Below are 13055 nucleotides of genomic sequence, written 5' to 3' on the forward strand. Positions count from 1 at the left end.
GGCGGTTTGTTCGCAGCAGCAAGCCGCCATGTCGTCCCCCGAACACTCGCCACTGGGCAAGAGCACGACCTACGCAGACCGCTACGATCCGGGGCTGCTCTTTCCCATTCCGCGCCAAGGCAAGCGCGACGAGATCGGCGTCGCCGAAGGCGACCTCCCCTTCCATGGCGTCGACGTCTGGAACGGCTACGAACTGTCGTGGCTCGACCTTCGCGGCAAGCCCGTCGTGGCGGTGGCCGAGTTCCGCTTTCCCGCCACCACACCGAACATCGTCGAGTCCAAGTCGTTCAAGCTGTACCTCAACAGCTTCGCGCAGGAGCGCATGGCAGGCACGGCCGCCGTGCACGACACGCTGCGCCGCGACCTGTCCGCCGCGTCGGGTGGCACCGTCGACATCGTCCTGCGCGCACCGAACGAACTCGACGGTACCCCGCTGGGCGAACCCGAAGGCCTCCTGCTCGACACGCAGGATCTCGACTTCGACAGCTACGGACCGCCGCGCGCCGATTTCCTCGGCACGCACGACGGCGTGGTGACGGAAACGCTGGTGTCGCACCTGCTGCGTTCGAACTGCCCCGTCACGGGCCAGCCGGACTGGGGCAGCGTGCAGGTGGCCTATACCGGCAACGCCATCGATCGCGCCGGGCTGCTCCGCTATCTGGTTTCGTTCCGCAGCCACACCGAATTCCACGAGCAGTGCGTCGAACGCATCTTCATGGACATCCGTGCGCGCTGCGCGCCTCGCGAGCTGTCGGTCTATGCGCGCTACACGCGTCGCGGTGGCCTCGACATCAACCCGTTCCGCAGCACCGATGTGGCCGCCGTTCCCGGCAATCCGCGCGGTGCGCGCCAATGAGCATGAATGGCGCATTCATGCGTTCTTCATTGGTCTTGCCTTTAGTTGTATAGCCTGTAACCTGCCGCGGCGAAGGGGAAAGGCCCCGCGCCTCCCCGCCTTCTGACTCAAGCACATCTTCCGGAATCCAGACATGAAGCTTTCCATGCGTTCGTCCGCCCTCGCCACGGCCACCATCGCCGGCCTGCTGGTCCTCACCGCCTGCGGCAAGAAGGACGAGCAGCAGAACGCGCCCGCGCCTGCCGCCACCGCGCCCGCCGCACCGGCACCGGCTCCGGCCGCCACCGCGCCGGTCGCCGCGAGCACGGCCGCTGCCGCTCCGGCTGCCCAGCCGGCCGCACCGGCCCCGGCTCCGGCCGCCGCCAGCGAGTCGCTGAAGGTCGGTTCGGTCACCCTCGGCAGCGCCGTCGGCGCCGACAAGAAGGTCGCCAAGGCCAAGACCGCCTTCGCGCCGAACGAGAAGACGATCTACGCCTCGGTCGCCACCGAGGGCACCACGGCCGGCGCCACGCTCAATGCGAAGTGGACCTTCCAGGACGGCGAAACCGTCACCACGGTCAGCGACATCAGCCAGTCGATCAGCACGGACGGTCCGGCCGTCACCACGTTCAAGATCCAGAATCCGAACGAGTGGCCGGAAGGCAAGTACAAGGTCACCGTCTCGCTCAACGGTCAGGCCGTGGGTAACGAAGCGTTCGAGATCAAGAAGAAGTAAGCGGAATTCCTCTTGCTGGATCGGGGCGCGGCGAGAGCCGCGCCCTTTTTTGTGTCCTGGCTCGGCTTCGCCATCGCGACGGAGCCGGGGCTCGAGGCAGGGGAGTCGGCGCGTGCCGTCTCTGTCGCTAAGTCCTCGTCCGGCCTTCGCCTTCCTGCGGAATCGCTCCAGAGACGGCACACCCCGACTCCCCGCCGGACGGCGACGCAGGTCGTGCGAGGGCCCATGGAATCCAGCGGGAGCTTGTGGGAGCCGATCGTATCGGCGATCCCGCGGCAGCGGGCATGCCCGCCGCGTCGTTACCGGTCCAGCATCGCGTTGAAACCGCCGTACGTCACCGACTTCGCCTCCACGCCCATGAACTCCGCCGCCATGCGTCCGGCGGTCGCATACGCTTCCAGCGATAGCGCGATGCCCGCGCTGAGGCGCCGTGCACCGGCGGCGAACAGCGCTTCGCGCGATGGCAGATTCGGTACGAGCATCACGTTCAGCGGCATGTCGCCGATACCCGCCACGACACGACCGATGTCGTCCGTCGATGCGATACCGGGAACGAACATGCCATCGCCGCCTGCATCGCGATAGGCCTTCGCGCGAGCCACGACTTCGTCGACGGCCGCGTCGCCCGACGTCATGCCGCGCAGGATCACGTCGGTGCGCGTGTTGATGAAGAGATCGCGAGTCCCGAGTGCCGCGCGGATGGCATTGAGTTTCGCGACGAGCAGCGAAGGCTGCTTCGTGCCGTCTTCGATGTTGATGCCAGCGACGCCTGCCTCTGCCAGCGATGCCACGAACTCACCCACCTCGTCCGGATGGTCGGAGCAACCTTCTTCGATGTCGACGGTGAGCGGGACATCGAGCACGCGGACGATGCGGATCGCGGCGGCCAGCATCTCGCTCGCTGGCAGGCGGTCGCCATCGGGCCAGCCGCACGACCACGCGACGCCCGCGCTGGTCGTCGCGACAGCGGGCGCGCCAGCCTGCTGGATAACGGCGGCGCTCCCGGCATCCCAGGCGTTGGGCAGGACGAGGAGCGACGGACCGGCGTGGAGTTCGCGTAAGCGCTGGGCTTTCATGGGGGTATCCCTCGGGCGACGTCCGCCGACTTTCCCGCAAGCCTCGTGCCGTCGCAAGCCTGCCGGAGGCCATGGGCTTCTGCCGGATATGTGTAGAGCGTGCAAAGACGCGGTGAGACATGGGCTCACCGCTCCGAGACATCTCGTTCAACCCGGCGATGCTCGAATGTCGTCCGACCCGGCACGGCGTGTTGCTGCGCGGGCATTACACCGATCGAGGAAGGCACCATGAACGAAGACACCCTCAAGGGCAAGTGGAAACAGCTGGAGGGCAAGATGAAGGAACAGTGGGGCAAGCTGACCGACGACGACTTCAAGGTCGCCGAAGGCAACAGCGAATACCTCGCAGGCAAGGTCCAGGAACGTTATGGCGTCGCCAAGGATGAAGCGGAACGGCAGGTCAAGGATTTCCGCGACAACATCGATCGCCACTACTGAGCATTCCGCTCCCCACGACTCGCCGCCAGGAGAACACCATGCTTCATTGGGCCGTCATTTTCTTCGTGATCGCACTGATCGCCGCGATCTTCGGCTTCACCGGCATTGCCGCCGGCGCCGCCAGCATCGCCAAGATTCTCTTCGTCGTCTTCCTCATCCTTTTCATCCTTTCGCTGCTGTTTGGCGGGTTCCGTCGCGGACCCAGGGTGTAGGAAGCGACACCGTCGCGTAACGGAAAAGCCCCGGCCCCAGACCGGGGCTTTTTTTGGGTGGGAGTTAGAAAATCAGCTGGTGACCGGGACGACGGCGGCCTATGCTCTCCGTGATGTCACGGAGATTTTCATGAGCCTCATTCCTTCGCTCGACGCCCTTCCGCACGTCGACCTGCTCGATGGCCCTACGCTCATCCAGCGCCTTACGCGTATCGAGGAGCACCTTGGTCTCGCGGCGCGCGGCATCCGGCTCTTCGCCAAACGCGATGACACGATGTCGCTCGGCGGCGGCGGCAACAAGCTGCGCAAGCTGGAATACCACCTGGGACACGCGCGCCGCATCGGTGCCGACACGCTCATCAGCACCGGTGGCCTGCAATCGAACCACGCGCGACTGACCGCGGCCGCCGCCGCGAAGCACGGGTTCGCGTGCGAGCTGTTCCTCTCGCGCATGGTGCCGAAGGATGGCATCGACTACGAAGCCAACGGCAACGTGCTGCTGGATGATCTCTTCGGCGCGAAACCCTTGCTGCTCGCCCGCGGCGAGAACGGCATGGCGGTGGCGGAGGCCCGTACCGCGGCGCTGGCACGCGAGGGCCGCAAGGCGCTGGTGATTCCTCTGGGCGGATCGACGCCCACCGGCGCGCTCGGTTACACCCGCTGCGCGCGCGAGATCGCGCAGCAGGAGACAACGATGGACCTGCGCTTCGATCGCGTCGTCGTGCCGAACGGAAGCAGCGGCACGCAGGCGGGACTCGTGGCGGGATACGTCGCGATGGGGCGCGATCCGTCCGTCGTCCGCGGTTACTCCGTGCTGGCTGACGCGGCGAAGGCGCGGCAATCGACCGTGACGTTCGCCAACGAGACGCTCGGCCTGCTCTCGCTACCGCCGACCGTCGCAGGCGACGACGTCCACATCGACGCGACACAGCTGGGCGACGGTTACGGTGTGGCGACGGACGCCATGAAAGCCGCCGTAAGGCTCGCCGCGAGCCGCGAGGGCCTCCTCCTCGACCCGGTGTACTCGGGCAAGGCGTTCGCCGGGCTGCTCGGCGCGCTACGCGATGGCTCGGTACGCGATGGGGAGACGGTGCTCTTCGTGGTGACGGGCGGAGCGCCAGGGCTGTTCGCGTATCGGGAAGACATGGCGAGCTGACGATCGCTGACCGCTGGTGTGGGAGCGCGCTTGCGCGCGATGGGTGCTCGCGGCAAGCACCCAATCGCGCGCAAGCGCGCTCCCGCATCGGCTCTCTCGCGTTACGTTGTCAAGGCAGCACGACCGTCGCTACCAGACCGCCGCCTTCGCGGTTGGCCAGCGTGAGGTTGCCACCGATCGAGCGCATCAGTTGCAGGGCGATCGCGAGACCCAGGCCCGCACCGCCGGTGTCGCGATTGCGCGACGCCTCCAACCGGTAGAACGGCTCCATCACGTCGTCGAGTTCGGCTTCCGGAATGCCGGGACCGCGATCCGAGACGGTGATGCACAGGCTGTTGCCTTCGTCGCGACACACGCCGACTTCGGCCGAGCCGCCATACTTGATCGCGTTATCGATCAGATTGACGAGCACGCGTCGCAAGGCGCGCGGGCGCACCATCGCCACGCCGTGGATGCTGCCGGTAAGCGTCACCGGTTGACCCGTGTCCTGGTAATCGAAGACCAGACTTTCGAGGAACGCGGCGGGATCGGTGCGCACCGGCATCTCGTCGCCGCCGTGCGCACTGCGCGCGTACGCCACGCCTTCGCGCACGAGATGCTCCATCTCGGCGAGGTCGGCGAGGATCCGGTCGCGCTCCACGCCGTTGTCCAGCGATTCCGCGCGCAACCGCATGCGTGTGATCGGCGTCTGCAGGTCGTGCGAGATGGACGCGAGGATGTGCAGACGCTCCTTCAGATACCGGCTGATGCGATCCTGCATCGCGTTGAACGCGACGGCGGCGTGCGCGACCTCGGTCGGGCCATCCTGCGCCATGCGCGGTCCGTCCACGGATGGCGTGATGCCCTCCGCGGCGAGCGCCAGACGCTTGAGCGGCCGCGTCGCCTGACGCACCGCGATCCAGCCCACCGCGAGCAGCAGCGCGACCTGAAGCACCAGCACCACGGGCAGCCAGTCGGCCACCGGCATGACGCCGCGCGGCGTCACTTCGAGCGTGAGCGGCGATCCGTCGTGCAGCGTGAAATGCACCTGGTAACGCTCGGGAACGCGCGACACGGTTTCGCCGTGCACGCGGTAGCCCGCACCGACTTCCTTCGCGATCATCGCCGTCACGTCGCGCGAGCGCTGCGTGCGCAGCGGCTCGCCCGCGTCGCCGGGACCGACGATGAAGCGGTAGTTGTCGCGACGCAGGCGCGGGAGCCACTTCTCGCGATCCTGCGGTGCTTCCCTGTCCAGCACGGCGACGGACGTGCCGACGTCGTTCTCCAGCGTGTTGAGCATCACCGACGTGGCGGACTCGTAGCGTTCGAACATCACGAGCGCGACGGATAGCGCGTACGCGAGCAACAAGCCGGTGAAGATGATGAGGTAGAGCCGCGAAGCCATGCTTCGCGGCCAGATACGCCACTGGAAAACGCGGCGGACCGCCTCGATCACGAGACGTCCCCGTGCACGGTCACCGGCATGGAGAACACGTAACCTTCGCTGCGCACCGTCTTGATGTACGCCTGTTCCTTCGCATCGTCGCGCAGGCGCTGGCGCAGCCGGCTGACCATGAGGTCGATCGAGCGGTCGAAGAGTTCCGCGTCGCGTCCCTGGGTGAGGTTGAGCAGCTGGTCGCGCGACAGCACGCGTTGCGGATGGTCGAGGAACACACGCAACAGGCGGAACTCCGCACCGCTCAGCGATACCACGGTGCCATCGCCGTCGAGCAGATGGCGGGCCGTGGTATCGAGGCGCCAGTGACCGAACGAAATGGTGTCGCTGGTCTCGGTGATGCGCAGGTTGGGCGGAAGCATGCGCGTGCGCCGGATCACCGCCTTGATGCGCGCCAGCAGCTCGCGTGGCGAGAAGGGCTTCGTCACGTAGTCGTCGGCGCCCATCTCGAGACCGACGATGCGATCGGTCTCGTCGTCGCGCGCGGTCAGCAGTAGCACGGGCACGGCGCGGTGCTTGCCGGCGCGCAGGTTGCGACAGAGCGCGAGCCCGTCGTCGCCCGGCATCATGATGTCGAGCACGATCAGGTCGAACGTCGACGTCTCGAGCTGCGCCATCATCTCGCGCCCGTCCGCCGCCGCGGTGGCGCGCAGGCCGTTCTTGCGCAGGTAGTCCACCACGCCCGTGCGGATGCCGTGGTCGTCGTCGACGACGAGGATGTGATCGGTGTGCTCCACGCCTTCGTTCTCCCTTATGCTTTCGGTGAGGTCGGTGTCTTCGTCGGTAAGCATCACGCCTTCTCCTGCAGGAGCTGGCGCACGCGTTCCTCGGTCTGCTCGTAGTTTCCCTCACCGAAGTGGCGATACACCACCTTTCCGTTCTTGTCGACCAGATACAGCGCGGGCCAGTACTGGTTGCCCCATGCGTTCCAGGTCGCCAGTTCGTTGTCCTGCGCCACCGGCCAGGTGATGCCGAACTGCCGGATGGCCGCCTGCACGGTGGCCGGATCGCGCTCTTCGTCGTATTCCGGCGTGTGCACGCCGACGACGACGAGCCCCTTGTCCTTGTATTTCTCGTACAGCGCCTTGGTATGCGGCAGCACGTGGATGCAGTTGATGCATTCGTTGGTCCAGAACTCCACGAGCGTGACCTTGCCATGCAGGCCCGCGATGGTCAGCGGCGGCGAGTTGAACCAGCGGTCGATACCGGTGAATTCCGGCGCCGGCGTGGCGGCGGTCGATTCCCCGGCGCGCGCGGTGGCCCAGTTACCGGGCCAGGCGGCGACCAGGGCGGCCGCGACGACCAGCGAAATGGCGAGCAGACGGAAAGATTTCATGGGGCGCACCTCGAATCGTCGGTAGGGGGCGCATGGGTTCTGCGCATGGTGCCCATTGGACGCCCGGCCCTTGTCCCGGGCGTGTCCGGCGACACGGCTTTTTGTATCGATACGTACAAGACAGCGATCGCGTCGCGCCGGGCCCGGTGGGCGGGCGCTTTGTACCCGAATGTATCCCTGTGCCGCCGCTACACATTTCGATGCGCTTCGGCGGCGGACGCGACACAGGCGGGATACGCCGCCACGGTTTCCTGTGTCCACCGGCTGATCCGCAGCCGAAGCGCCGCACGGCGCACCCCCTTCCCACCGGAGACTCGCACCATGGCCCAGATCACGAACGTCCTCTATACCGGCAAGACCCACACGACCGGCGGCCGCGACGGCCAGTCGCGCAGCGACGACGGCCGCCTCGACGTGAAGCTGACCCCGCCGGGCGGCCACGGCACGGGCACCAACCCGGAGCAGCTGCTGGGTGCGGGCTGGTCGGCCTGTTTCATCGGCGCCCTGGGCATCGCGGCCGCCGAGCGCAAGATCGCGCTGCCGAAAGGCACGGCCGTCGACACCGAGATCGACCTCGGGACCGGCGATGGCGGTTACTACCTTCAGGCCCGCCTCAACGTGACGCTTCCGGGCCTCGCCATCGACGTCGCCAACGTGCTGGTGCAGGCCGCACATCGCACGTGCCCCTACTCCAAGGCGACGCGCGGAAACATCGACGTCGAAATCCACGTCGTCGACAGCGGCATCGCCGCCTGACACCCGTCGCTCCCACGTACCCAGAGGAATCCTCCCATGATCCGTAAGCATGCCGCGTTCGCCGCATCCCTCGCCCTTGGCCTCGCCTCCCTCGCTTCGGGTGCGCACGCCGACGACGCGAAGAAGCCCATGGAGAAATGCTATGGCGTCGCCAGAGCGGGCCAGAACGATTGCGCCGCCGGTCCGGGCACCAGCTGCGCGGCCACGTCGAAAAAGGATTACCAGGGCAACGCCTGGGTCCTCGTTGACAAGGGCACGTGCACGTCGATCAAGACCCCGAACGGCCACGGCAGCCTGGAGCCGCAGGCGTGATCCCCGCCGCGGAGCGCAGCGTGCTCGATGCGCGGCGTCCGCGGCGGCAGGGCGCGGCACGCGCGGCCATGGGGTCGCGCGTGGTACCGGACAGCCTGCTGTTGCTGGTCGCGCGCCTCGGCATCGCCTCGGTGTTCTTCCTCTCCGGTCGCACCAAGGTATCCGGGTTCCTCACGATCAAGCCGTCGACCTACGACCTGTTCGCCTCCGAATACGCCCTGCCCCTCGTGTCGCCGGGCATCGCGGCACACCTCGCCACGTATGCGGAGCACCTGTTCCCCGTGTTGCTGGTGCTCGGCCTCTGCACGCGCGTTTCCGCGCTCGCGCTGCTCGGCATGACCACGGTGATCGAGGTGTTCGTCTATCCCGACGCCTGGCCGACGCATCTCACGTGGGCCGGCCTCCTGCTTCCGCTCGTCGCGCGCGGTGCCGGTCACTGGTCGCTCGACCACGTGATCGAGCGCATGCGCCACGGTCGCTGATCACCTCCTATTCCCCTCACACACAAGCAAAGGACTTCCATGCGTATCCTGTTGACCGCCGCCATCGCGGCGATGGCCCTGGGCGGTGCGACGGCGACGTACGCCGCCGATGCCACGACACCTCCCGGCGTCCGGAACATCGTCATCGTACCCGGCGCGTTCGTCGACGGCTCGGGCTGGCGCGTCGTGCACGACATCCTGATCCACAAGGGCTACACCGTGAACGTGGTGCAGCCGAAGATCGAGACGCTGGCCGACGACATCGAGCAGACCCGCGAGCAGATCCGCAAACAGGATGGCCCGGTGCTCCTCGTCGGCCACAGCTACGGCGGCGTCGTGATCACGCAGGCCGGCAACCGCGACAAGGTCAAGGGCCTCGTGTACGTCGCCGCGCTGGTACCGGACGTCGGCGAGAGCCTCTCGCAGCTCGTCGGTTCGATGCCGTCGCCGAGCAACGATGTTTCCGCGACGCGCGATGGCCACCTGTATTTCGACGAGAAGAAGTTCGGCGCCGACTTCGCGGGCGACCTGACCACCAACCGCACCGACTTCATGGCGGTGTCGCAGGTGTCGGCGACCACGGCCGCCTTCGGCGCGACGATGCAGGTCGCCGCGTGGCACGACAAGCCCGTCTGGGGCGTCGTCGCCACCGACGATCGCGCCCTGAGCCCCGACCTCGAGCGATGGATGTACAAGCGCGCCAACGCGAAGGTCACCGAGATCAAGGCCAGCCATGTCGTCTACATCTCGCAGCCCGAACAGGTGGCGAAGGTGATCGAAGACGCCGCGCGCAGCCTGAAGTAAAGCCACGAACCCACGTCCCCACCCGGTCCGTGCCGGACCCCATCCGCAGGAGAGCACCACCATGAACACCGCCACCACGTCCCGTCGCGGCTTCGCCGCCGCTGCCGCGCTCGTCGCCCTCGCCGTCGCATCGATCGCCACCCCGGCGGCCGCCAGCGGCGCGGCAGGCGCCAAGGAAGAGCCGACGCGCTGCTACGGCGTCAATACCTGTAAGGGCACCAGTCTCTGCGCCACCGCCAAGAACGATTGCAAGGGCCTCAACACGTGCAAGGGCCAGGGTGTCGTCGTGAAGACCCCGACCGAGTGCAAGGCCGCCGGCGGCACGCTGACCGAACCGAAGTAAGCAACGGCGCGGAGCCGGCCACGGGCCGGCTCCGCCTTCCTTCCGCGCCAGGACTGCCTGCATGCATACGCCTCCCCCCACGTTCTCCGGTTTCGGCCTCGGCCTCCGCAAGGAGCACTACCGCGACTTCCTCGACACCGACGTGCCCGTCGACTTCGTCGAAGTGATCTCCGAGAACTTCATGGTCGATGGCGGGCAGCCACGCGATATCCTGCGCCGCGTTCGCGAGAAGCACCCCGTCGCGCTCCACGGCGTGTCGATGTCCATCGGTTCGTCGGACGGGCTCGACCTGCACTATCTCGCCCGGTTGCGATCGCTCGTCGACGACGTGCAACCACTGTTCGTCTCCGATCATCTGAGCTGGTCGCGCGTCGCCGGTTTCAACTCGCACGACCTGCTCCCCGTCCCCTACACAGACGAAGCCCTCGACCTGGTCTGTCGCAACATCGACATGGCGCAGGATGCACTCGGTCGCGCCATGCTCTTCGAAAACCCGTCGAGCTACGTCGCCTTCGACGACGCGTCGATGTCCGAATGGGCATTCCTCGCCGAGATGTCGCGTCGTACCGGATGCGGCCTGCTGCTCGACGTGAATAACGTCTACGTGAGCGCCTGCAACCACGGCTTCGACCCCCATGCCTTCCTGCGCGGCATTCCCGCCGACCGCGTTCGCCAGGTGCACCTCGCCGGTCACAGCGTCGGCCCGGGCATCCTGATCGACACGCACGATCAGCCCGTGTGCGACGATGTCTGGTCGCTCTACGGCACCGCGATGTCGCTGCTCGGCCCGGTCGCCACGATGATAGAACGCGACGACGACATGCCGCCCCTCGCGGAGCTGATGGCGGAAGTGGACATGGCACGCGACATCGCGACGGTGAGCGCACGCCGGGAGGTCGCGTGAACCTCGCCGAGTTGCAGCGAAACTTCCGCTCCTGGCTCGTCGCGCCGGACGATGCGATCGCCGGCGTCTTCGGCGCGCACGCCGCGCAGGGGCTTCTCGTCTATCAGAACAACTACCGGGCGCAGCTCATCGGATGCCTCGAGGTCAGCTACCCGCAGGTGCGCCGCTGGCTGGGCGACGACGCGTTTCGCGAAGCGGCGATCAGCCACATCGTCGGTCATCCTCCCCATGCCTGGACGCTCGATCACTACGGAAGCGATTTCGCCGACACGTTGCTCTCGCTCTATCCGCGCAACCCCGATCTGCGCGAGCTCGCGTGGATCGAATGGTCGTTATCGGAGGCGTTCGTCGCGGCCGACACACGGGCACTGTCGAGGGACGTCCTGGCAGGCGTGGACTGGGATCGCGCCTGCCTTCGCCTCACGCCCAGCCTGCGCCTCCTGCCCGCCACCACGAATGCCGACCAGATCTGGTTCGCGCTCGACAACGACATGACGGTGCCTCAGGGTGCCATGCTCGACGCGCCCGGCGGATTCGCCGTATGGCGGAAAGGATTCCACTCGCAACTGGATCGCGTGGATGCGACGACGTTCGACGCGCTGTGCTCGCTGCGCGACGACGCGACATTCGCATCGCTCTGCGATCGCCTCGTCGACCGCCTGGGTGAAGACGAAGGCGTGCGGCGCGCCGGCATGCTGCTCGCGCAATGGATGGATGCGGGTATCGTAGCGGACATCGACGACGGCAGCGACGAAACGTCCATGGATTAGTGGATTCGACAAGATTCGACGGTACACGACGGTGAATCCTGATCGTGGTACCGAGCCCTCCCTCAACCGATCATCGAGTACACGGCCATGCCCTATCGTCTCCTTTTCGTCGCCGCCATGGCACTCATCGTAGGCGGTGTGATCACGCTCGGCGCTTTTGCCAGCGAACCCGCCACCCGGGAGGCATCGGCATCCCGATCGCCCGTGTTCGGCGTGACGTTGCCCGAGGGCTACCGTAACTGGCAGACGATCAGCGTCGCCCACGAGGCGGGCAACAACAACGACATCCGCGTCATTCTCGGCAACGACGTCGCGATGAAAGCCTTCCGCGCCGGCCAGGTGCCGTATCCGGACGGCACGATCATCGCCCGCCTGGCGTGGAAGTACGAATCGTCGGCGCGCAACAACGCGATCTTCGGTCGCGACCAGTCGTTCGTCGCGGGAGAACCGACCAACGTCCAGATCAGCGTGAAGGACTCGAAGCGCTTCCCGGATACCGACGGCTGGGGCTACGCGCAGTTCGAGAACGACGGCACCGCGAACCAGAGCGTCGCGCTGGTGAACGCGTGCTATGCCTGCCACAAGAAGCTGCCGGCCGGTAGCGATCTCGTCTTCAGCTCCTACTCGAAGTAACGCACGGAAGACGTTCGATCCACGAGCGGCCCACCGCGCTGGATGCCGCGTACGAAGGCATTGTCACACCACCGTGCTGACTGGTCTGGTTTGGACAGAAGTGCATCCGAAGGTGCCGTCAGCACCGCGCCGTCAATGGATTCAGACGCCAGTTCCACGTTCGCAGTGATCGGTATGAACAACGACGCGGCCTGTACCGTCAACTGCTTCGCGAAGGAAAAGCGTGCCGAGAGATGGGGCCCACATGCCGAGGCGCGAGTCGACTCACGATGCTCCCCTGCTGCAGTCGCTCCACGCATGGCGTCCGCTTTCAGTCGTGCGGATTGATCGGCTCGCCGGGTCCGTACACCCCTTGAATGGAGACGACGGTATCGAAGTCGACAACTTCCTTGCCAAACACCAACTTTCTTTGCGCCGGACCCAAGAATGGCGCGGTGCTATCGAACTCACTCATGGTCCGGTCCCCGACAAGCTGGATCGCATACGTGTACGTTTTTCCGGGCTCGAGCGCCGCAAGTACCCGCGCGTAATAGTCTGTGTTCATCTGGTTTCCTTCTTAAGCGGTGCGAGTCGCTGACTCCGACTCATCGACAGCCGGGACGCCACGCGCGACTGACGCATCCTACCCACTACGATCATCTGCACTGCGGTACACGAAGAGCCGGAGACCGAAGTTTCTCGCAGCGCGATTGCGGTCTCTACCAAGGTCATCCGCACCTTAACTGATCGCCACCCGCGACCATATATTCCATGGGTCGTAGGATTGACTGACGCGTCGCTACCCGCCTCCTGATGGTGCTGGAAGAAGGTAGGCGTGTCGCTCTGGA

Annotated in this window: 18 protein-coding genes; 13 read left to right on the forward strand and 5 right to left on the reverse strand. The window is 66.3% G+C overall.

The features are described from left to right. Positions 1-28: 28 nt before the first annotated feature. Both queF and BMX32_RS18605 read left to right on the forward strand, forming a co-directional pair. Positions 29-856, forward strand: coding sequence for an NADPH-dependent 7-cyano-7-deazaguanine reductase QueF (gene queF, locus BMX32_RS05815; RefSeq protein WP_089975524.1), 828 nt, complete (start codon positions 29-31; stop codon positions 854-856). Between the two features lie 133 nt (positions 857-989). Continuing rightward, on the forward strand, positions 990-1571 hold the full coding sequence (locus tag BMX32_RS18605; protein WP_089975527.1) for a hypothetical protein: 582 nt from the start codon (positions 990-992) through the stop codon (positions 1569-1571). A gap of 299 nt (positions 1572-1870) precedes the next feature. On the opposite strand, the gene BMX32_RS05825 is transcribed toward BMX32_RS18605, so the two are convergent. After that, positions 1871-2647, reverse strand: coding sequence for an isocitrate lyase/PEP mutase family protein (locus tag BMX32_RS05825; RefSeq protein ID WP_089975529.1), 777 nt, complete (start codon positions 2645-2647; stop codon positions 1871-1873). A 228-nt stretch (positions 2648-2875) separates the two neighbouring features. Between BMX32_RS05825 and BMX32_RS05830 the strand changes: the two genes are divergently transcribed. The 3 genes from BMX32_RS05830 to BMX32_RS05840 all read left to right on the forward strand — a co-directional run bounded on the left by BMX32_RS05830 (position 2876) and on the right by BMX32_RS05840 (position 4453). Then, entirely contained in the window at positions 2876-3085 is a 210-nt protein-coding gene (locus BMX32_RS05830) for a CsbD family protein (protein WP_029213206.1), read from the forward strand. Between the two features lie 38 nt (positions 3086-3123). Further along, positions 3124-3297, forward strand: coding sequence for a DUF1328 domain-containing protein (locus tag BMX32_RS05835; RefSeq protein ID WP_029213207.1), 174 nt, complete (start codon positions 3124-3126; stop codon positions 3295-3297). 130 nt (positions 3298-3427) lie between these two features. Continuing rightward, positions 3428-4453: a D-cysteine desulfhydrase family protein gene (locus tag BMX32_RS05840; RefSeq protein WP_089975532.1), complete on the forward strand. Its 1026-nt coding sequence runs from the start codon at positions 3428-3430 to the stop codon at positions 4451-4453. A 109-nt stretch (positions 4454-4562) separates the two neighbouring features. Here BMX32_RS05840 and BMX32_RS05845 read toward each other — a convergent pair whose 3' ends face one another. From BMX32_RS05845 to BMX32_RS05855, 3 genes are read right to left on the reverse strand one after another with little or no spacing between them, the layout of a single operon-like run. Further along, on the reverse strand, positions 4563-5837 hold the full coding sequence (locus BMX32_RS05845; protein WP_089977005.1) for a sensor histidine kinase: 1275 nt from the start codon (positions 5835-5837) through the stop codon (positions 4563-4565). A 47-nt stretch (positions 5838-5884) separates the two neighbouring features. Beyond that, on the reverse strand, positions 5885-6625 hold the full coding sequence (locus BMX32_RS05850; RefSeq protein ID WP_029213210.1) for a response regulator: 741 nt from the start codon (positions 6623-6625) through the stop codon (positions 5885-5887). Between the two features lie 53 nt (positions 6626-6678). Next, positions 6679-7224, reverse strand: coding sequence for a thioredoxin family protein (locus tag BMX32_RS05855; protein WP_089975536.1), 546 nt, complete (start codon positions 7222-7224; stop codon positions 6679-6681). 321 nt (positions 7225-7545) lie between these two features. Here BMX32_RS05855 and BMX32_RS05860 point away from each other — a divergent pair, with 321 nt between their 5' ends. From BMX32_RS05860 to BMX32_RS05895, 8 genes are all read left to right on the forward strand, one after another. Continuing rightward, positions 7546-7980 carry an organic hydroperoxide resistance protein gene (locus BMX32_RS05860; protein ID WP_089975539.1) on the forward strand — a complete coding sequence of 145 codons (435 nt, stop codon included), beginning with the start codon at positions 7546-7548 and terminating at the stop codon, positions 7978-7980. Positions 7981-8016: 36 nt separating this feature from the next. Beyond that, positions 8017-8292: a BufA1 family periplasmic bufferin-type metallophore gene (locus BMX32_RS05865; RefSeq protein WP_089975543.1), complete on the forward strand. Its 276-nt coding sequence runs from the start codon at positions 8017-8019 to the stop codon at positions 8290-8292. Beyond that, positions 8289-8774: a DoxX family protein gene (locus BMX32_RS05870; RefSeq protein ID WP_211664171.1), complete on the forward strand. Its 486-nt coding sequence runs from the start codon at positions 8289-8291 to the stop codon at positions 8772-8774. The genes BMX32_RS05865 and BMX32_RS05870 overlap by 4 nt, the downstream gene beginning before the upstream one ends. Before the next feature lie 39 nt (positions 8775-8813). Further along, positions 8814-9578, forward strand: coding sequence for an alpha/beta hydrolase (locus BMX32_RS05875; RefSeq protein WP_089975546.1), 765 nt, complete (start codon positions 8814-8816; stop codon positions 9576-9578). A gap of 61 nt (positions 9579-9639) precedes the next feature. Then, positions 9640-9921, forward strand: coding sequence for a BufA2 family periplasmic bufferin-type metallophore (locus BMX32_RS05880; protein ID WP_029213216.1), 282 nt, complete (start codon positions 9640-9642; stop codon positions 9919-9921). A 61-nt stretch (positions 9922-9982) separates the two neighbouring features. Further along, positions 9983-10825 (forward strand): MNIO family bufferin maturase, encoded by an 843-nt coding sequence (locus tag BMX32_RS05885; protein ID WP_089975549.1) that lies wholly within the window; start codon positions 9983-9985, stop codon positions 10823-10825. Continuing rightward, positions 10822-11595 (forward strand): HvfC/BufC N-terminal domain-containing protein, encoded by a 774-nt coding sequence (locus BMX32_RS05890; protein ID WP_089975552.1) that lies wholly within the window; start codon positions 10822-10824, stop codon positions 11593-11595. The genes BMX32_RS05885 and BMX32_RS05890 overlap by 4 nt, the downstream gene beginning before the upstream one ends. An 87-nt stretch (positions 11596-11682) precedes the next feature. Beyond that, positions 11683-12228 (forward strand): cytochrome P460 family protein, encoded by a 546-nt coding sequence (locus BMX32_RS05895; RefSeq protein ID WP_029213219.1) that lies wholly within the window; start codon positions 11683-11685, stop codon positions 12226-12228. A gap of 310 nt (positions 12229-12538) precedes the next feature. On the opposite strand, the gene BMX32_RS05900 is transcribed toward BMX32_RS05895, so the two are convergent. Continuing rightward, positions 12539-12772, reverse strand: a complete 234-nt coding sequence (locus tag BMX32_RS05900; protein ID WP_089975554.1) for a hypothetical protein — start codon at positions 12770-12772, stop codon at positions 12539-12541. Positions 12773-13055: the final 283 nt, after the last annotated feature.

The sequence above is a fragment of the Luteibacter sp. UNCMF331Sha3.1 genome (genome assembly GCF_900109915.1).
Classification (GTDB): domain Bacteria; phylum Pseudomonadota; class Gammaproteobacteria; order Xanthomonadales; family Rhodanobacteraceae; genus Luteibacter.